Consider the following 21472-nt stretch of genomic DNA (forward strand, 5'->3'; position numbering starts at 1 on the left):
TTTTAAGGGTAAGTTATTAAGGAAGTGATTTAAAATGTCAGTAAAAGTTAATGATATGTGTTATATGTGGTCTGCTGATGATGATTTAGCTAAAAAAGGTGAATACGGTGGTGCTGTAACTACATTGATGAAATATATGCTTGAAAATGGTATTGTTGATGCAGTTTTGGCTGTTGAAAAAGGTGCTGATCTTTATGATGCTGTACCTATTTTAATTAATGATCCTAAAGATATAGCTAAATCTGCTGGTTCTCTTCATTGTGGTACTTTAAATATCGCGAAAGTTGTTGAAAAGTATCTTGATGGTGTAAATGATATTAAAGTTGCTGTTACATGTAAACCATGTGATGCAATGACTATAAGAGAACTTATAAAAAAAGGAAGAATAATAGAAGATAATTTAATCATGGTTGGTGTTAATTGTGGAGGAACTATGCCTCCAGTTAAAACCCGTGAAATGATTGAAGAAGTATATGAAATGGATCCTGATGAAGTTGTTAAAGAAGAAATAGCTAAAGGAAAACTCATTATTGAAACAGAAAATGATGAAAAGTCTTTCAGTATTGATGAACTTGAAGAAGATGGATTAGGTAGGAGAACCAATTGTCAAAGATGTGAAGTCAACATTCCTCAAATGGCTGACATGGCTTTAGGTAATTGGGGAGTTATTGGTCCACTAGCTGGAAAAGCAACTTTTGTAGAGGTATTTTCTGATAAAGGTGCAGATGTTCTTGATAAAGCTATTTCTGCTGGTGTTGTAAATATTGAAGAAGCTAATCCTAAAGGTATAGAAATTAGGGGCAAAATTAATCAATCTATGGTTAATTTAGCTAATAAGTCTAAAGAATTTGCTTATAGTGATATTAAAGGAGATATTTTAGAAGTTTTTGCTGAATATCAAGATGAATTCTCTCGATGTATGAAATGTTATGGATGTCGTGAAGCTTGTCCAATTTGTTATTGTCCTGAATGTTCATTAGAATCTAATGGTCCGGATTGGCTTACTAAAGCTTTAATTCCAGCTGCACCAATGTTTCATTTAGAAAGAATGGTGCATATGGTTGATTCATGTACTAATTGTGGACAATGTGAGGAAGTTTGCCCTTCTGAAATTCCTGTAGCTAAAGTATGGGACACTGTAAATGCAAAAATCCAAGAAATTTTCGACTACTACCGTGGTGTAGAAGATGAAGGTGTTGTGTCTCCATTAACATATTATCAGGATAAAGGACTAAGAGACTAAACTTTAAAGACAGTAAATTAAATTTAAAGGAATTTTAGTAAACTCGATTTAAAAGGAATTTGATAGATAATATTTATAGATTTAATGGCGAGAAAAATTTATATTATTATCTATCTTTATTAAAGCTTTTATTTTACTAAAATCCTTTATTTATTAAAAAATTTTATTTATTAAAAACCTTTATTTACTAAAAACTTTTATAGAAGAAAATAAATTTAAGATATTGAAATTATGTACCCTCTTTAATATATAATAAGAATCGCTCATCTGATTAATCCATATTTCATCATTAGAGTTTATCAATATCTTTTTTATTTTTCTTCTTTTTTTTAGTAATTTTAAATATTATATTAAAAACTAGACTCAAAATTATTAATTATATTTATTATATTAATTATTTGAAATAATATTATTTATTAATATTAGTAGTAATATTGATATTACTATTAGTATGATTAATATTATTAGTGGTATTAATATTATTAATATTAGTAGTAATATTGTTAATGGTATTATTGTTTTTTAATATAATGTTATTATGATAAATTTAATATTGATGAAAATACAAACTATTTATAATATAATTAAAAAACTTTATGAGTAGTATTTTTACTTTATAATTAATATTTTTATTATTATTTAATATATTCACTTATTATTTAGTATAATTATTAGAATTAGTTTTTATAATAGAATTAATATTTACAATATTTGCTTATATATGATTATTTGTACGCAAATTTTTAAAATAAATTTTTAAAGTATTTTTGATTGTTTTATAGTGTTGGGGAGTGTTAAAATTAAAATAATTTCTGTTGTGGGTAAGAAAAATACTGGTAAAACTTCATTAACTGTTAAAATAATAAAAGAATTGAAAAAAAGGAGTTTTAAAGTTGCTACCATTAAACATTCTCATCATATGCTTGAAATGGACCGTGAAAATACTGATACATGGAAACATAAAGAAGCTGGTTCTGAAACAGTGGTTGGAATAGGTAATCGAACTTTTTTTAATATAGATAAAGATTTGACTTTAGAGAGACTTCTATTTTTGATAAAGCTAATTGATGAGCCAGATTTTGTTGTAGTTGAAGGATTCAAAAATTACAACTATGCAAAAATTTCAACATCAAATGAAATTAATGATGAATTTACATTAAAGAATGTGGATGCATTAAATATTAAAGATTCTGAAATACCAAAACTTGTTGATCTAATTGAAAATTATAGTTATGATATTTTAGATACATTATACCTTAATAATTGTGGTCTTAATGATGCTGAATCCATTGCAAAAGCTATAATAAGTCAATCTCAAGAAAGAAAAGAGAATGAAAAATATAATATAAAAGATAATATAATAGAGAGTAAAGAAGAGAATATAGAGGAAAATAAACAAGATAGTAAAGAAGAGAATAAAGAAGAAAATAAAAAGAAAGAAATTCAAAAGCAGTTGAAAGAACTTGAAGTTGAAGATATTGATGTTCTTCTTTCTATCAATGAAAAAGTAATTGGTGTGAACTCTTTTGTAAGTAGTTTCATGAAAAATAGTATCCTTGGAATGTTAAATTCTCTCAAAACTGAAGAATATGGGATAAAAGACTTTGATAAAGTGGAACTTGTGATTAATAATGGAAACAAAAAATAATATAGAAGAGAGACTATCTCCTTTTTTAGAGGATAATTTTGATGATAGTTCTTTAAAAAATCTTTCAAAAAAAGTTGAGGATAGATACAATCGTCCAATAATTTCTCTTAGGCTTTCTATAACTAATAGATGCAATATAAATTGCTTATACTGTCATCATGATGGTATGATGCCTTCAAATAATGAAATGACTTCTGATGAAATTTTTCAGATTTTAAAGATTGCCAAAACACTGGGTGTTGAAAAAATAAGGTTTTCTGGTGGTGAACCGCTTATTAGGAAGGATATTGTTGAAATTATTGAGAAAACTGCTTCTTTAAATTTTAAAGATATATCTATAACTACTAATGGAATTTTGTTAGCTAAATATGCTGAGGATCTTTTTAATGCAGGTCTAACTAGAGTTAATGTTAGTTTTGATACTCTTGATTCTGAAACTTATAAAAAAATTACAACAAAAAACTATCTTAAAGAAGCAAAAAAAGGCGTTTTAAAAGCTGTTGAGGTAGGATTAAACCCAGTTAAGTTAAACATGGTTGTGATGAAGAATATTAACGATAATGAAGTTATGGAAATGTTTGAATTTGCAAAAGATAATGGGCTTGTTCTTCAGTTAATTGAACTTATGAAATCTGAAAACTGTGATGATAATGCTTTTAGTGAAGAGTATCATTTTGATGTTAGTTTAATAGAAAAAAAATTGGCAAAATTGGCAAAAAAAGTCAGAACTCGTAAGTTTATGCAAGATAGGAAAAAATATTTTATTGATGATGGTGAAATTGAAGTTGTTAGACCAATGGATAACACTAAATTTTGTGAAAATTGTACTAGACTTAGAATAACTCCTGAAGGAAAAATTAAACCTTGTTTACTTAGGAATGATAATCTTATTGATATAATCACTCCTTTAAGAGAGGGAGCTTCTGAAGATAGTCTTCGAAAAATCTTTTTAGAGGGAATAAGTAATAGAGAACCTTATTATATTAATGATAATGAATAGGTTTTTTAATTATAACACTTTTAATTATAAAAATTTTTAATTATAAAACTTTTTATTTATAAATTATTTTATTAATATATTCTTTTATTAATAAAATTTCTATTAAATATTGTTAAGTATTCTATTCTAATTTCATATTTAATTTTAATATTTCATATTTTATGCATTCATTTTTATTACTTATTTTTATTATTTTTACTTTAACTTTTATTATTTTATTTTTATTATTTTAGATATTTATTTTGGTATTTTTGGTTTTAGTTTTTAACATTTTTTGATTTTTATTTATATATTAAAATTTTCAAAATAATGATTTTGGAACCCCTAATTTATACCCATTTTTGATAGAAATTTGAATTTTTTAATAATTCTTTTATTTTGATTTTAAGAGATATTAGTCTTTTTATTTATTTTAAAATTAATATAATTTATTATTTTAAATAAATAATCCTATAAATAGATTTAAACCTTTTTATACTAATTTTTAACATTTTTTAAAAATTTTTAATGTGTTGATTCTACACTATACTATATAAATTTTTCGGCATGATTCTAGTAGGCATCTTTATATTAATAGAAATTAAATGTGTATATAATACACATGGTGAGAGAACATGCCAAATCATATTGCTTCTGGTCTTAAATACTTAGCTGCAATTGAGCTGAAAAAACAAGGTTTTAATCAGCAAATGATTGCAGATGAACTTGATATCGATCGTTCAACTGTTTCTCATTATCTTAACGGTCGAAATTTATCATGGAATTCTATCGAGGTAGCTAAGACTATAACAAATATGTGTCCTAAAGATTTTTTAATTATGACACAGACCTTGTTTAAAGATGAACAAAAAACCCGTAAAATTGCTTTAATTTGTAAGAATGGGGATTATCATGCAGAAGTTTCAGATTCATGTATTGGGTGTGGATTATGTGTAGATTTGTGCTTAATGAAGGCAGTCAGTTTAGACTCTTTGAAAGCTCAGATAGACTCCATTTACTGTTGTGGGTGTCTTCTTTGTGAAGAAGGATGTCCAACAAATTCTATAAAAATTTTGGAGGTAAAAAATGATCGCGAATACGAAAGAAGTTAAAGATGAAGGCTTTGACATTAAAAGATCAGCAGAAGAAGTAAGAAATTTATCTTTCAAAGATCATATTTGTATCGGCTGTGGGATATGTGAATCTACTTGTCCAGTAGATGCTATAACTGTTGCTGATATGGGTCCTATTGTAAGAGAAGAAGTAGATATTTCTAAAATCGACATTGATGAAGATAAATGTGTTCTTTGTGGTATGTGTAGTGGTTTATGTCCAGTAAATGCATTGGATTTCACTATAGATAATGAACCTATTTCTACTATTGATGCATATCCTCATTATATTGCATCTGCTGAAATTGACGATGATACTTGTATTTATTGTCAAAGATGTGAAGTTGCATGTCCTAGAGAGGCTATAACTATAGCTAGATCTTTACCAGAAAGATCTGATTTAGTTACTGGTGAAATAGAAGTTGATGAAGAAACTTGTATTCATTGTGGAATATGTGATGAAATGTGCCCAGCTGATGCTATTGATGTAGATAGAACCCCTGGTGCTGAAAGTATTGAAATTAACAAAGATAAATGTGTATATTGTTTAATTTGTAAGAAATCATGTCCTGTAAATGCAATTAAAGCAGCTTGTAGGATTTGTTCTTATGGAGACTATGATATAGATCCAGCAGATGCTGTAACTACTGGAAGTTCTTTTATTGATGATGAACTTTGTGTAAAATGTGGTTGGTGTGAAGAAATTTGTCCTGTAGATGCTGCTAAAGTTAAAAAACAGTATGAAGGAACTTTAGATATAGATCAAGACAAATGTACTGTCTGTGGAACTTGTATTGATGTTTGTCCTTGTGATGTTTTATCATTCCCTGAGTCTACTGGACCAGCTACTGTAGTGGATAACATTAAAAAAGATGAGCAATATTGTATACATTGTGGTGCATGTGAAAGAGCATGTCCTGTTGATGCTATTGATGTTAAAATTACTAATGTTGATCACACTCCAACTAAATCTAAATCTTGGATAGAGAAATTTGAGGCTTTAAAAAACTAATAGCTAATAATAGTATTTAATACTATAATTAATAGCTATTTAATTATTTGGTGATTATATGGAACTTAAAGTAAATCAAGATAACTGCCTTGGGTGTGGTGTATGTGTAGTTGCATGCCCAGTTAATGTTTCAATCAGTAACGATGTTGCTGGAGGGCATGGATCTAGAACAGAAGAAGTAATAATGATGGTTGAAAATGGTGTTATTAAACTTTTCAGTGATGACAAATGTACCAAGTGTGGGACTTGTCAGATGTTCTGTCCTGTTGACGCCATATTTTTAGAATAGAGGTGCTAATTATGACATATATTGAAAAACCACCTGTTCCAAATGTTGTTAAATATGATGAACCTATGGCAACTAAAAGAAATAAACTTGAAGTTATGTTAAATACTGGGTCTGATATTTATCAAGGAGCATGTAAAAAGAGAGGTTCTACTTTAAAAGATGAATATAGACATGCTTCTGGTACTGCTTATATGGATCCTAGAGATATGGCAAGATTAGGTGTCAAAAATTGGGACACTGCTTTAGTAAAAACTGACTGGGGAGAAGTTGTAGTTTTTACAGCTCATTCAAGAGATGCTCCTCATGAAGGTCAAATCTTTATTTGTAAAGGGCCATGGGCAAATGTTATTGTAAGTCCTGAGACTTACTGCTGTTGTGACCCTACTTACAAAGGAGTTGAAGCAACCATTGAAAAAACTGATAAAGAACCGTTACTTATGGCTGATTTAATGGCAGAAGTTTATATGAAATATGATAAAGATGCTGAAAAATCTACTAATCGTTTAACTGAAAAAAGGATTAATGTAGGTATAACTAAGCCAGAAGAATAGATAGGAGATGTAAATATGGCATATGAAGAACCAATTACAGACTATGATGAAATAGTTGAAAATTGTACTTGTGCTTTCTGTGGTTGTAATTGTGATGATTTGACCTATTTAATTAAAGATGGACATGTTGTGGGTGTAAGACATGCTTGTCGTTTAGGTGCAAGTAAAGTTATGGAAGATATGGATCAAAGATTATTAGTTCCTATGATTCGTAATGAAGAAGGAGATCTTGTTGAAGCTGACTGGGACACTGCATTAGACAAAGCTGCAGAACTTATTGCTGGGGCTGTAAGACCAGTATTTTATGGTTGGAGTGAAACATCTATTGAAACCATGAAACATGGTATTAAACTAGGAGAACTCGTAGGTGCAGTTTTAGATAATCAAGCTACTATCTGTCACGGACCTTCTCTTCAAGCTGTTCAGAATGCAGGATATCCTGTTAACACTTTGGGAGAAGTTAAAAATAGGGCTGATATGATTGTTTACTCTGGAAACAATGCAATGAATTCTCACCCAAGACATTTGGGAAGATATTCTGCTTTCCCTAGAGGATACTTTAGAAAAAGAGGTCGATTTGATAAGACTATTGTTACTATGGATCCAAGATATACAGATACTGCAAAAATGTCTGATATATGGGTAGGATTTGAACAAAATGGAGATTATGAATTTTATAATGCTATGAGGGCAGTTTTAAGAGGTAAAAAACTTAAAAAAGATGTAATATCTGGAATACCTAAGGAAGATATTGAAGAGCTTGTTGAAGCTATGAAAACTACTCAATATGGTTCTCTTTTCTTTGGTTTAGGATTAACCCATACTTTGTCTAAACAAAGAAATATTGATATTGCAATTAATTTAATTCAAGATTTAAACAAGTTTACTAAATGGAATTTAGTACCTATGAGAGGGCATTTTAATGTTAATGGATTTAATATTTTCATGGCATTTGAAATGGGATTCCCATATGGTGTTGACTTTTCAAGAGGTTATCCAAGATATATGAATGGTGAAACTAACACTATTGATTTGTTAACAAGAGAAGAACCAGATGTATTTATGGTAATAGCTGCTGATCCTGGAGCTCACTTCCCTGGTGGAGCTAACAGACACTTAGCTAATATCCCTGTTATACAAATTGATATTCATTGGGGTCCTTCCACAGAACTTGCTGATATTGTTTTACCAGGTTCTTTCATTGGTGTAGAAGCTGCTGGAACTAGTTATAGGATGGATGGTGTTCCAATTTATATGAAAAAGGCTATTGATAAACCTGAAACTTGTAGGGATGACGAATGGATTGTTAGAGAACTCCATGAAAGAGTTCAGAAAATTAAAGGCTCAAAGATAGCTAGTAAATAAATAGGTGATCTAATGGAATACATAATTAAAAATGGTATCGTTTATGATCCTACTAATAAAGTAAAAGGGGAAAAGAAGGACGTAATGTTTAAAGATGGTAAAATTGTTGACAGCGTTTCTTCTGATGCTAAAGTATTAGATGCAACTGATAAAGTTGTAATGGCTGCTGGTGTTGATCCTCATTCTCATATTGCTGGACCAAAATTGGTTGTAGGAAGATTATATAGGCCTGAAGATTCAAGAAAAGGGATTAAACCTAAAACAGCTACTACTCGTGCAGAAACTGGATTTTCTATACCAAGTTGTCCGTCAACTGGTTATAGATATTCTAGAATGGGGTATGGAACTGTTGTGGAAGCAGCTATGCCTCCTTTGGAAGCAAAACACACTCATGAAGAGATTTTAGCAATCCCTAATCTTGATATTCCAGCATTATCATTATTTGGTAATAACTGGTTTGTATTAGAATATGCAAAAGAAAAAAATATTGATGATTTAGCTACTTTTATTTCAAAGTGGCTAAAAATAACAAGAGGTTATGGAGTTAAAATAGTAAACCCTGGTGGTAGTGAAGCTTGGGGTTGGGGTATGAATGTACATGGATTAGATGACCCTGTTCCTTACTGGGATGTTACTTCTCGTGAAGTTATCCATGCATTAGCAGAAGCTAATGAAAAGTTAGGACTTCCACATTCAATACATCTTCACCCTAATGATTTAGGTCATCCAGGTAATTATAATACTACAATAGACACTATGGATGTTATAAAAGATATATCCAAAAATTCTCCTGTAAGAGATCAAACTGTTCACATGACTCATATTCAATATCACTCTTATGCTGGAACTAACTGGAGAGATTTTGAATCTGGTGCTGAAGACGTGGCAAAATTCATTAATAAAAATGATTATGTTACTTGTGATGTTGGTCAAATCACTTTAGATGAAACCACTACAATGACAGCAGATGCACCTATGGAATTTGATCTTCATCAATTAAATGGACTTAAATGGGCTAACAAAGATATTGAACTTGAAACAGCTGCTGGTATTGTTCCATTTATTTATTCTGGAAGAAACAGTGTACACTCTGTACAATGGGCTATTGGTCTTGAAATGTTTTTAATGGTTGATAATCCATGGCAAATCATGTTAACCACTGACAGTCCTAATGCAGGTCCTTTCATAAGATATCCTAGAGTTATCTCTTGGTTGATGAGTAATAAACGTAGAACTGAAATGATTGAAAATGGTGAAGTTCATAAAGCTGTTGGAAGAAAATCAGTTCTTGCAACTTTAGATCGTGAGTATGATTTCAATGAAATAGCTACTATTTCAAGAGCTGCTCCTGCTAAAGCTTATGGATTTACTGATAGAGGTCATTTAGGTGTTGGAGCTAGAGCTGATGTAGCTGTATATGATATTAACCCTAATGATATTGATCCTTCTAAAGAGTATGAAACTATTGAATATGCATTTGGTAACGCTAATTTAACTGTTAAAGATGGTCAAATTATTGTTCAAAATGGAGATATTGTTTCTACTAAAGAAAGTCAAACTATCTGGACTAATGTTAAAGGTATTGAAGAGAAAGAAAATGCACTTATGGAAAAAATCATGCCAGCATTTGATAAGTACTATACTATTAAATTTGAAAATTATGTGGTACATGACCATTATGTGCATAACCCAATTGAGGTTAATGTCCAAGCAGGTAAATAGGATCTAGAGGTGTTTAATTTGAAAACTATAACTTTTAATCAAAAAAAGACTTCTCCAATAGCACTTGAATTTGATGAATTAATCCCTGATGAAATTTATGGTTGGGATAAATCTGATTTTGATAAATATATGGTGCCTATTGGGAATTCTAGGTTTCCACTTTCTGATTACTTTGATGTAGAAGTGGAAGGAGAAGCTGATTCTCCTGCTCAAGTTAAAATGGTTCTTAATGGAGATTTGGGTAGAGTTAAGTATATTGGTGCTAAGATGACTGATGGTCAAGTTATTGCCAATAGTAGTGTAGATCTTCACTGTGGTGCTGAAATGACTGGAGGTAGCATACTTGTTAATGGTGATGCTGAAAGTTATGCTGGCAGAGAAATGACTGGTGGAAATCTAGAAATCATTGGTAATGTAAAAGAATTTTGTGGTGCTTCTTATATAGGTGATTGGAGAGGTATGACTGGAGGAATCATTACTATTCATGGTAACGCTGGAAAGCAATTAGGTGAATGTTTAACTGGTGGGGAAATACATGTTAAAGGTAACTGTGATATTCTTGCTGGTATTCACATGAACAAAGGTCTTATTCAAATTGATGGTGATGTCACTAGATGGCCTGGTGGTCAAATGCAAAATGGTGACATTGTTATCAATGGAACTCTTTCAAGATTCCTTGAAGGTTTTGAACAAGAAGAAATTGTTAAAAATCCAACCATCGCTGGAAAATCTTTTTCAGGAAATTATATAAAATTTACTGGAGATATTGCTAGAAATGGTAAAGGAAGTCTCTACTTAGCTGCAGAGAAAAATAGACATTTGCTCTAATTTAACTAACTTTCTTTTTTATTTTTTTATTTTTTTATTTATTAATATTTATTAATGGTAATTAAGAAGATATATTAATTTTAACATGATATTTTTTTATCTATTATCATTTTTAGAATGTTGTTCTAAAAAATTATCCTAAAAATCTAAAATTAGAAAATTTAAAATAATTAGTAGAATAATTATTAAAATATTATTAGAATAATTATTAAAATAATTAAAACATATATTATATATAGATTTGAAATATGATATTAAAATTAATAAAGTAATAATCAATAAAGTAATAATTAATAGGATCAAATAATTAATTTGATTAAAAATAATTAATATGATTAATAGTTGAAATGATAAATAATTATTAGTTAAATTTATTAATTTAGTAGATTTATATAAATCAACAATTTTTAGATATTAATGACTGATAAAAATTATTTTATCAATTATCCAATCTGGATTAAGTGATATTTATGAAAGAAGAAATTGTTTTAAAGCCTGATGAAGCTTTAGAATATGTTAAGTTGAATGTAAAAGAAGAAGATGTGTTAGAATTATCTTATAATAGAGTATATGCTCCTGGAGATGTTTTAAATATACAAATTGAAGAAGAATTTGGAGAAGAAAATGTCATTGTTTCTTTACATTTAAATGGAGAACTTGTTAGTGATGTGGTTAGAGTCAATCTGAATGACATTAAAGATGATTTATTGGAAATAGGTCATATTAGTGGTGAAAAAGAGACTATTATTGTTATTGAAGATTAATCAATTATATATGGGTGAGATTATGAATACAACAGAATTTGAAATGGACTGTGATAAAGCTATTGAGTATATTAAAGAAAATGTTCAGATTTATGACGTATTAGAACTTTCTTATAACAGGGTTTTCACTCCAGGGGAAGTTTTAAATATTGATACTTCTGAGTATAATGGTAAAAGTGGTTTAAAAGTTGTTATTCATGTTTCTGAAGATACATTTACCTCTACTGTTGAAGTAGATCTCGAAGAAGTTAAAGAAGAGTTGATTGAAGTTATTCATATACCACAAAATAAAGATGAAAAAATAGTAATTATAATTGATAAATGTGATATATAGATATCTAATAATTATATTTAATTAATTACTCTTTGCTTTAATCTCTTTATTTATTAACTCTTTGTTTATTAATTTATTATCTTTCATATACTATTTTTATATTCTAATATATCGTATATACTTAATTTTTAATCTTATTATAGCTCTATTTTATTATATTTCTATTTTATTATAGCTATATTTGTCTAGTATTGTAACATTTAAGGATTTAAAACTCATATAAATCTCTTTATCTAGCTTAACTTTTAAAACATCAGCAGAACTCTTTGTTAAAAGTCCTCTGAATATATCTCCTCCCACATCAACACTAACTAAAACAGTCGGCCCTGTTTCTCTAATATCTACAATCTTTCCTTTTAGTTGGTTTTTGGCTGATGATTCAAATTTTTCATTAGAAAATATAATGTTTTCTGGGCGAACAGCGATTAAAATTTTCTCTATTCCTTTTTCTTTTATTTTTCCAGTACATTCTGTGTCTGAACTAGTAATTAATGAACCACTATCTAATTTCACGATTATTTTTTCCGAATCTGCCTCAACAACTTTTCCTTCAAATATATTTCGAACTCCTACAAAATCAGCAACAAAATTGTTTTCTGGCTTGGAAAATACTTCATGGACAGAGGCCAATTGTTGAACTTTTCCATCTTTCATTACACCAACTCGATCTGCTAAATTCCAGACTTCATTAAAATTATGTGTTATGTGAATAACTGTTGTTTTATAGTCCTTCACTATGTGTTTAATCATAGAAGTTAATTTTCCTTGAGTTGTAATATCAAGTGCACTAAAAGGTTCATCCATAAGTATTATTTTTGGCTCTACAATAAGTGCCCTTGCAAGGGATGTTCGCTGTGCTTCTCCTCCACTTAGTGTATTTATGTCACGATGGAGGATATGGGAGATTTTCATCTTTTTAGCTATACTCTTTATTTTTTCATCAATTTCATCATCTGAAAACTTTTTTTTAGCTCCATAAGCAATATTTTCATAAACATCCATATTTGGAAATAAAATATTGTCTTGATATACTATTCCTATTCCTCTATCCTCTGGATGTAAATTATTAATTATATTGCCATTTAAATTAATTTCACCCTTATTCGGAGAATAAAAACCAATAATAGTTTCTAATAGAACGGATTTTCCGCTTCCTGTAGGTCCAATGAGTATTACATATTCTCCTTCATGTATACTAAGGTTTATGTTTTTTAATATAAAATCTCCTAAATCTACAGTTAAATTTTTTATCTCTAAATACATAATATCACAGAATAATAATATAGTTAAGAATTAATAGTATAATTATAAATTACTTTCTTTTGCATATCTTTCCATCACTGCTATTGTTATGAATGATATAATAACTAATAATATTCCTGCTGTAATTGCCATATCTATATCTCCTGTTGATAGATTAAGGTACATTGAAACAGCAAGTGTCTCTGTTTTCATTAATATACCTCCTCCCACAAACAATACAGAAGCGAAAGTTCCGATACATCTAGCAAGTGTTATAATACTACTTGCAAAAAGTCCATTTTTAGACATAGGTAAAGTAACATTAATAAAAGTAGCAATTTCACTATATCCAAGACTCCTTGAAACAAATTCATATCTCGGGTCTATATAATTAAAAGTTGAGTATAATGTTCTTACTGCATAAGGAAGTGCAACAAAAAACTGGGCAATAATTATACCCGTACTATTAAATACAAGTTCAATTCCAGCGTTTTCAAGATATGGACCGATACCATTTGATCCTAAAAACATTAAAAGAGCTATTCCTATAACAATCTCTGGAAATGCCATAGGTAAATCAATAATAATATTAAAAAATCCTTTTAAAGGAAATTCATATCTACTTAATGTATATGCCATAGGGATACAACAAACCATAACTAATATGGCCGACACTATAGAGGTAGTTAAAGTTAGAGAAATTGCAAAAATCATTTCTTCTGAGAATAATGCATCTACGAACCCTTGAAATGTTGGTATTAGGAACATACTCCCAATAACTACAAAGAATATTATTGTTATAAATACAGTTAACCCTATAAATGTCAATTCAAATTTCGATCGCATTTTTTACCATCTTTTTACAATTTACTCAATATATTATGAATATTAAAATATTTTGTTATATAATATTAAAATATTATTGATATTAAGATATTATTAGAATATTTAAATAATATAAAATATTTAAAAAATAAAAAAGGATTTTAAGATAGATTAATTAGTATCATAGAATAATTATTTATCTATATTTCAAATCCCCATTTTTTCCATATTTGTTTACCCTCTTCTGAGGTAACAAATTCTTCAAATTTGTCTGCTGCTGGTTTATCTTTTACAAATGAAGTTATTCCAATAGGAACAGTACTCTCTATATTTTCATCAGCAGGTATTTCTATAACTTCTATTTTCCCGTCACCTTCTTTCCAAACAGTCATATCTTCCCAAATTATAGTTGCATCGACTTGTCCAGTTACTATGTATGTGAGTAGCTGATTAACAGTGGTTGTTGTAACTACTACATTTGATTGGACTGAATCAGTTAAATTATTTTTTTCAAGTATTTTTTGAGTGGTTTTACCAATAGCTGGACCATCTGGCTCACCAACACCTACTTTAACACCAGGTTTTGCTAAATCTTCAAGTGATGTAATGTTTTTAGGATTTCCTTTTTGAACTACAATCACAGGAACATTTTTGGTTATATTTTTAACAGTATTATTCTCCATATAGCCATTGTTCATAGCATCTTCCATATATTTGTAATCAGCAGGTAAAAAAACATCACCACTTTTTTGTGTTTCAAGAGTAGCAAATAACTCTCCGCTACCTCCATATTTAGCATTTACTTTTATATTAGGATATTTTTTATTAAATTCACTAATAAGATCTGCACCAACTTTACTAAAACCTGCACCAACTAGTACATCAATACTTCCTTCTTCATTTGAACCACCACTTGTAAGTGTCCCACTCAAATATAATCCAGCAATAGCAATTGCTGCTATTATAACAATAATTAAAATTATTATTTTACTATTCTTATTCATACAATCATTCCTACTATTTTTTTAAAAATATGTCAATTGTGAAATATTTTTCATATCGGATATAAATTTGTATTACCTTTTATATAAGTTTTTTTACTTAATTCTTAGTTATGCAGGTAGTTAAATTGATTTTTTTATAATAATTGGTAATAGTTGGATAATATTGAATAAAATATGCTTTAATTGAAATGTTCACATATTTTCAAAATAAGTATTAATTAAAATTAGGCTTAATATGAATATTCAATAAGAATATATATTATATATTTAAAATTTGTCGTGTAATTAAAAAATCATATATTTAAAAAATTTAATGATAGTGGGTTATAATATGAGTGACTTATAAAATATTGATAGTAGACTATCTTATTAATGTTAAAAAAATGTTTCAATATTTTTGATAATATTTATAGAAATTTTGTAAGTAAGATATAATTGTAATGTTCATTATAGATTTTTTTATTAGTGTGGATTATAATAGAGGTTATAGGGATTATATAAAGATTATAAATTATAATAGTGATTTTAGTAAGATTTTGTAGTAGTTATTTTATATATAGGCTTATAATATTATGAAATATTTTTATATTAATATTTTTATATTAATTATAATAATTATAGATAACAACTATAATATCTATACTAGCTATAATAATTCCATTTCATCAATCTCTATTGTTCCTTGAACAGCTTTGATATCAACATCAATTCCACTTTCTTTAATAGCTGCTATTTGGTTTAATCCACTTCCTGTGACAAAACCAAAGTTGTATGTGTCTACTTTTGCATTATAAACAAGTTCTCTAGGTTTTCCTATTTTAAAAATAGGTAACTTTATCTTTTCCATTCCATCTAATATTTCTTTAGTTTTATCTCTTGCAATAAATGGAACTTCTTTTATTGATGCAAGTATTTTTTTTGAACCATTAATATCAAAATTATAATCTGGATTATTCAAATAATTTTCATCATGATTATTTTTGTTAAGAACATAAGTCATATTTTTAAAAATAAATATCTCATGTGGATCTATTGAAGAACCATCATATGAAATTAGTTCTGTAAAAAATGGATTTTTTCCTATTTCTAAAAGCCCTCCATATTTTGGGGTTGACATAATTCCTTTATTGATAAGTACTCCATCACTTGATAAACTACAAATTGTAGCTATACCTATTTTATTATTTTCATGATATTTTGTTCCTTTTTCAGGTTCAATTATTTTATAATATGGACTTAAATATCTCTTAGATAGCTTATAACTTTTTTTCATGATTTCTATAGATTCTTCTAAATCTGATTTATCTACATATGATAAATTAGTTATTAAATTTCCTTCACAAGTTTCAACATCGAAATCAACATTTTGAATAAGGTTCCATGCTTTTGAAAGCAAAAATGAAACTTTCAATTCTTTTTCTTTAGCTGAAGGTTTTAGAATACTATTTTTTTGGAGTTTTTTACTATTCTTATTGGTGGAGTTTTTTCTTTTTTTAAGGACATTATGTGCAGGTTTTAAATTTTCAAAACTAGCCATTTCATCACTTATTTTCATTTCAATAGGATAATCTAACTCTTTAAGTGTACAAAGTGGTGTTATACCTGCAATAATTGCTATACCTGCCATACTTTCATTTACATTAATTCCTAATACTTTCTCTCCAGCTTCTCCTATTGATATGACTCCATTAATTCCAATCTTATTTAAATCACCTAAAATAGCTTTAGTTTTTTCGAGAGAGTCTTTTGGTATTACTCTAAAGTTAGCAGGAATAACTCCATTTCCAGTTTCTATAACATCCAAAACTGAAGTCATTCCATCAGCTATGAACGCATTTATAGGGGTGATTGAAGTCTTTTTATATGATATTAATTCCGTGAATCTTTGAGGAACATAGTTTTTGACTTTTATAAGTCCTCCATAAATAGGTAAACTAGGAATGCCTTTTTTTAAAAATATTCCATCGATAGTAGTTCCACATATAGTTCTTATTAAATATTCTTTACTATCAGAATTCTCAATATTTCTTGTTTTTAATCCTATGTATGGACTTATATGTAATCCTGATGAAAAGACATTTTTCATTATTTCTATAGGATTTTTTTCTTTTTTATCTAATTCTGAATCTTTTAAGGTGACACTTGAAACATTTACAACCAAATTCCCTTTTTTTGTTTTATAATCAAAATCAGTTTGATATATCATTTCTTCGAATTTTGAAAATACAAAATCAACATGATCATATATAAGACCATTTTTCAACTGTAATTTACCATAATTAGTTAATTCTCTTCCAGAATATCCAACTTTTTTAGTAAACCCCTTTTCATCAAGAATTTGCATATGATATCGGATAGTTCTCTCTCCTAGATCATATCCACGGTTTATCAATTCCTTGGAAACAACCCTTGCACCGACTGGTTTATCATATTCATTTATAATTCTTAATATTTCAATTATTTTTTCTTGTGATTCTGACATAAAAAACTCCTAAGAATCAGTATTTTTAATAATAATTATATTTTAACAATAGTTAAATAATAACCTTGTTAAATCATAGTCCTATTATTATTAAATTATTATTTATATTTATCTATATTAAAATATTTATAGACAATGTTCATTATGATTGAAATATTGTTCAATATAATTGAAATATTTATTGAAGTATTTATAATTTGGAATATTATTAATTTAAATATTGTTAATATTATTAATATTATTAATATTTTAAATATAAAGATTATAATATTTTTAAAATAAGCAGTTTATTTATAAGTTTAGAATTAGTTATAAGTTTAAAATTAATAAAAAATTTAATAGTAGTCATTTAAAGAATATTCTCTAAATTTTCTACTATTTTATGTAATATTTTATATATTCTTTAATATTTTTCATCATCGTTTATAGATTAAAGAATTAATAGATTGAATAATTAAAGACTCATATATTTTTTTTGTTCATATCCGAATACTTGTATTCTGTATTCGTCCCATTCTGCATATTTGGATTCTAGGAATTTTTCACTAATATGAGATCCAAGTCCTTTTTTAAGGACTTCATCTTCTTCAAATGCGTGATATGCTTCCCATAAGCTTGCAGGTAAAGTTTTAATTCCTCTTTCTTCAAGTTCTTCATCATTTAATTTATAAATGTTAATTTCTGTTGGGTCTCCAGGGTCTATTTTATTATTTATACCATCTAATCCTGCTTCTAACATAGCTGCAAATGCAAGGTAAGGATTACATGATGGATCAGGGCATCTATATTCAATTCTTGTTCCTTTTCCACGTGCAGCTGGAATACGTATAAGAGCAGATCTATTTTTAAGTCCATAAGCAACATAAACAGGTGCTTCATATCCTGGAACTAATCGTTTATAGGAATTTACAGTAGGTGCAACAACAGCAGATAGAGCTGCTGAATGTTTAAGTAGTCCTCCCATAAAGTATAATGCTTCTTGAGATAATCCATTTTCACTATTTTCATCAGAGAAAAGATTTTCTCCATTCTTAAATAAGCTTTGGTGACAATGCATTCCACTACCATTTACTCCAAAGAATGGTTTTGGCATGAATGTTACCATATATCCCATATTGTCAACAATAGCTTTAATAGCTTGTTTAAAGGTTATTACAGCATCAGCTGTTTTCAATGCATCGTCAAACTTAAATGCAATTTCATTTTGACCAGGAGCAACTTCATGATGGCTTGCTTCTACCTCAAAACCAAGTTCTTCTAGGTCGAAAACTAATTTTCTTCTAAAATTAGGTCCTTTATCTAATGGTTCAACATCAAAATAGCTTGCATCATCATGTGGGATGTAATTACCTTCTTCATCTTTGTCTATTATGAAGAATTCTGGTTCAGGTCCAATATTGTAGTTATATCCTTCATCACTAATTTTTTTCAGTGATTTTTTGAGTATACTTCTTGGGTCTCCCTCAAATGGGGTGTTATCAGTATTATATATGTCACATATAAATCTACATACTCCAGATTCTTCTGGTCTCCATGGTAAAAGTGAAACTGTGTTGGGGTCTGGTTTCATTATTAAGTCACTATCATTTATCTCAACAAAACCATCTACAGAAGATCCATCAAATAATATTCCATCATTAAACATATCTTCTAAGTCTTCGTCACTCCCAAAAGGAACAGATACGCTTTTTGGGATTCCATTAATATCTACAAATTGCAATCTTATAAATTTAATTCCTTTCTCATTCATTATTTCAATTGCGTTTCCTATAACATCCATTAAATCTTCTCCAATAAGAAATTAGCCAACATAAATTTTGATTAGCTATTAATAGTTTTATTTTGTTTAAAAATTTTAAACAATGTCAATATAATCATTATATATCATGGTAATATATCAACCAACTATTTCGACTACAAAAATTTTACAATTTTTATATTATACTAGTTTTTTTATTGTATTTTTTTTATGTGATATATGATTATATTGTATATTGATTTCCTTGTTTTTATATTTATACAATAAATATTGAAATTTATAGTTGTAATAATTAGTAGTCGGAAATAATTTTCCTACTCATGACATATAAATATTTCTAATTTATTACTTTCTAATAAAAAAATATTAATTTTAATTTTTTAATTTTAATCTTTGATTAATTTATCAACTTTTAATCTTAATTAGCTTTCAATCTTATCAACTTTCAATTTTTAATTTAATTTTCATTGCTGTCAATTTTAATTTTCATAATTCAAATTTATATTTAAATTATTTATTTTATATTTAAATTATCTATAGCATTGATTTTATCCATAATATTTAATTTGGTTTTAATATTTAAAAAAGCTATCTACCAAAAAGTTTTTTTACTTTTTCCAATTCTTTAGGAATATTTATCATTTGAGGACACATTGATACACAATCTCCACATTCTGTACATGAAGATGCATAATTTTCTTCATCAAGAAGTGAAAAATATTGCATTGAACTAGCTTCAGGGTTATCAAGCATTTTAGCTATATTATATTCTTTGAAACAAGTAGGTATATCTACTTTTTCTGGACAGGGCATGCAATAATTGCACTGTGTACATTCAACATCTTTTTTATCTCTATATGCTCTAGCTACTTCTTTTATCAGTTTTTTTTCTTCATTAGTAAGAGTGTTTGGATATCCTTGATTTGCTATAGAGATGTTTTCTTTTACCTGTTCTAAATTACTCATTCCACTAAACACCGTACTAATTCCTTCCATGTCCCATAAATATTTAAATGCCCATTCCAAAGGACTACGTTTCACTTTTGCAGTATTCCAAATTTTTTGAACATCTTGAGGTATATTTTCAACAAGTTTGCCTCCCCTTAAAGGCTCCATAATCATGTTTCCCATATTTATGCTGCTTAAATATTGTACTCCATTTATTCCACTTTGATAACCTTCATCTAGATAATTCATCTGGGTAAGGACAACTTCCCATTCATAAGAATCAAGAATTTCAAGTAAAAGATCTAATTCATCATGAAAAGAGAATCCAATATGTTTAATTCTCCCATCTGCCAGTGCATCATCCATAAATTCAAAAACATCGAGGTTAGTTAGATTTTTCCAATAATCTTCCTTTAATGAGTGAAGTAGATATATGTCTATGTTATCGGTCTTTAATCTATCTAATTGCTGATTTAAAAAGATATCCATATCTTCTTTTTTTTCAACTATCCAACTTGGAAGCTTTGTTGAGATTAATACTTTTTCTCTGTATCCTGTTGATAAAAAATCTCCTAAAAATGGCTCACTTTCTCCAGGTTCATTGAAATCAAGAGTATGATAAGAATAAGCTGTATCAATAATGTTTATTCCCTTATCAATTCCATATTCAAGCATTTTTGAAGCTTCTTTTTCATCAATTTTATTTGGTTTGTTTCCTATTGTTGGAAAACGCATAGCTCCAAAACCTAAAATTGATACTTTTTCACCAGTTTTTCCTAATTTTCTATAAAGCATCTTAACACCTAAATTATTCTCAAAAACTATTCAATTTATAATTCTATTAAACTATATTTATGATTCTATTAAATTTTACTCTATAATTCTATAAACTGTAATTAATAATCCATATTAAAATTATGTTTTATAATCTTATTAAATTAGTTATTATGTAACTTTGTACTATGTTTAGTATATCTTGTTTTACTAGTACTATATTCTAAATTATTACTATTATTCTAAAATTATCGCTATTTTTTAATTTTTTAAGTAATAATATTCGAATTTTTTATCTCAACAGTTTTAAAACATTTTGAAAAAAAGAATAAGTTTTTAAAAATACTTGAATTTGAATAAAAATAAAAATATAATGTTTCCTGGGATATGTATGATGCCGGGAGCGGGATTCGAACCCGCGGCCTCACGGTATCCCAGGAATTAGTCAGAGCACTGCTTAAAACCCTATGAGCCGTGCGCTCTAACCAGCTGAGCCACCCCGGCATCTGACTATCATCTATCAGATTATTATCACATTTATACTTTTCGATTATTTTTGATTATATCTTCAGATTTTCGATAAATTTTAAT

General features: G+C 28.0%; 18 protein-coding genes and 1 tRNA gene. 12 read left to right on the forward strand and 7 right to left on the reverse strand.

From position 1 onward, the window contains the following. Nucleotides 1-34 precede the first annotated feature (34 nt). From MarbSA_RS06755 to MarbSA_RS06810, 12 genes are all read left to right on the forward strand, one after another. Entirely contained in the window at nt 35-1243 is a 1209-nt protein-coding gene (locus tag MarbSA_RS06755) for a Coenzyme F420 hydrogenase/dehydrogenase, beta subunit C-terminal domain (RefSeq protein ID WP_221061245.1), read from the forward strand. Between the two features lie 799 nt (nt 1244-2042). After that, nucleotides 2043-2891: a molybdopterin-guanine dinucleotide biosynthesis protein B gene (gene mobB / locus MarbSA_RS06760; protein ID WP_221062069.1), complete on the forward strand. Its 849-nt coding sequence runs from the start codon at nt 2043-2045 to the stop codon at nt 2889-2891. Beyond that, nucleotides 2875-3891, forward strand: a complete 1017-nt coding sequence (moaA, locus tag MarbSA_RS06765; protein WP_082398083.1) for a GTP 3',8-cyclase MoaA — start codon at nt 2875-2877, stop codon at nt 3889-3891. The genes mobB and moaA overlap by 17 nt, the downstream gene beginning before the upstream one ends. A 614-nt stretch (nt 3892-4505) precedes the next feature. Next, nucleotides 4506-4982, forward strand: a complete 477-nt coding sequence (locus tag MarbSA_RS06770; RefSeq protein ID WP_054835137.1) for a 4Fe-4S dicluster domain-containing protein — start codon at nt 4506-4508, stop codon at nt 4980-4982. Then, complete coding sequence (fwdF, locus tag MarbSA_RS06775; RefSeq protein ID WP_221061246.1) at nt 4957-5994, forward strand: tungsten-dependent formylmethanofuran dehydrogenase subunit FwdF; 1038 nt, start codon at nt 4957-4959, stop codon at nt 5992-5994. Before MarbSA_RS06770 ends, fwdF begins: the two co-directional genes overlap by 26 nt. 58 nt (nt 5995-6052) lie before the next feature. Beyond that, a complete protein-coding gene (locus MarbSA_RS06780; RefSeq protein WP_042702921.1) occupies nt 6053-6283 on the forward strand; it encodes a 4Fe-4S dicluster domain-containing protein in 231 nt (76 codons plus the stop codon). A gap of 11 nt (nt 6284-6294) precedes the next feature. Further along, on the forward strand, nt 6295-6834 hold the full coding sequence (locus MarbSA_RS06785) for a molybdopterin dinucleotide binding domain-containing protein (protein ID WP_221061247.1): 540 nt from the start codon (nt 6295-6297) through the stop codon (nt 6832-6834). Between the two features lie 15 nt (nt 6835-6849). Continuing rightward, nucleotides 6850-8199: a formylmethanofuran dehydrogenase subunit B gene (locus tag MarbSA_RS06790; protein WP_221061248.1), complete on the forward strand. Its 1350-nt coding sequence runs from the start codon at nt 6850-6852 to the stop codon at nt 8197-8199. A 12-nt stretch (nt 8200-8211) separates the two neighbouring features. Beyond that, entirely contained in the window at nt 8212-9921 is a 1710-nt protein-coding gene (locus MarbSA_RS06795) for a formylmethanofuran dehydrogenase subunit A (protein ID WP_221061249.1), read from the forward strand. 9 nt (nt 9922-9930) lie between these two features. Continuing rightward, the gene (locus tag MarbSA_RS06800; RefSeq protein WP_042702927.1) at nt 9931-10749 is read left to right on the forward strand and encodes a formylmethanofuran dehydrogenase subunit C; all 819 of its coding nucleotides are present in this window, start codon (nt 9931-9933) and stop codon (nt 10747-10749) included. 470 nt (nt 10750-11219) lie between these two features. Beyond that, entirely contained in the window at nt 11220-11513 is a 294-nt protein-coding gene (locus tag MarbSA_RS06805) for a DUF2097 domain-containing protein (protein ID WP_042702928.1), read from the forward strand. Between the two features lie 22 nt (nt 11514-11535). Beyond that, on the forward strand, nt 11536-11847 hold the full coding sequence (locus MarbSA_RS06810) for a DUF2097 domain-containing protein (RefSeq protein ID WP_042704496.1): 312 nt from the start codon (nt 11536-11538) through the stop codon (nt 11845-11847). 153 nt (nt 11848-12000) lie between these two features. On the opposite strand, the gene MarbSA_RS06815 is transcribed toward MarbSA_RS06810, so the two are convergent. The 7 genes from MarbSA_RS06815 to MarbSA_RS06845 all read right to left on the reverse strand — a co-directional run bounded on the left by MarbSA_RS06815 (nt 12001) and on the right by MarbSA_RS06845 (nt 21385). Further along, on the reverse strand, nt 12001-13110 hold the full coding sequence (locus MarbSA_RS06815) for an ATP-binding cassette domain-containing protein (protein ID WP_244987859.1): 1110 nt from the start codon (nt 13108-13110) through the stop codon (nt 12001-12003). Nucleotides 13111-13152: 42 nt separating this feature from the next. After that, the gene (locus MarbSA_RS06820; protein WP_054835616.1) at nt 13153-13935 is read right to left on the reverse strand and encodes an ABC transporter permease; all 783 of its coding nucleotides are present in this window, start codon (nt 13933-13935) and stop codon (nt 13153-13155) included. 179 nt (nt 13936-14114) lie between these two features. After that, nucleotides 14115-14918 carry a molybdate ABC transporter substrate-binding protein gene (gene modA, locus MarbSA_RS06825; protein ID WP_221061250.1) on the reverse strand — a complete coding sequence of 268 codons (804 nt, stop codon included), beginning with the start codon at nt 14916-14918 and terminating at the stop codon, nt 14115-14117. A 646-nt stretch (nt 14919-15564) separates the two neighbouring features. Beyond that, nucleotides 15565-17400 (reverse strand): DUF128 domain-containing protein, encoded by a 1836-nt coding sequence (locus MarbSA_RS06830; protein ID WP_221061251.1) that lies wholly within the window; start codon nt 17398-17400, stop codon nt 15565-15567. A gap of 454 nt (nt 17401-17854) precedes the next feature. After that, a complete protein-coding gene (gene glnA, locus MarbSA_RS06835; protein WP_042702934.1) occupies nt 17855-19180 on the reverse strand; it encodes a type I glutamate--ammonia ligase in 1326 nt (441 codons plus the stop codon). Between the two features lie 567 nt (nt 19181-19747). Further along, nucleotides 19748-20902, reverse strand: a complete 1155-nt coding sequence (locus MarbSA_RS06840) for an aldo/keto reductase (RefSeq protein ID WP_221061252.1) — start codon at nt 20900-20902, stop codon at nt 19748-19750. A 374-nt stretch (nt 20903-21276) separates the two neighbouring features. Then, nucleotides 21277-21385, reverse strand: a tRNA-Met gene (locus tag MarbSA_RS06845). Nucleotides 21386-21472: the final 87 nt, after the last annotated feature.

It is taken from the genome of Methanobrevibacter arboriphilus (genome assembly GCF_019669925.1).
GTDB classification, from domain to species: Archaea; Methanobacteriota; Methanobacteria; order Methanobacteriales; family Methanobacteriaceae; genus Methanobinarius; species Methanobinarius arboriphilus_A.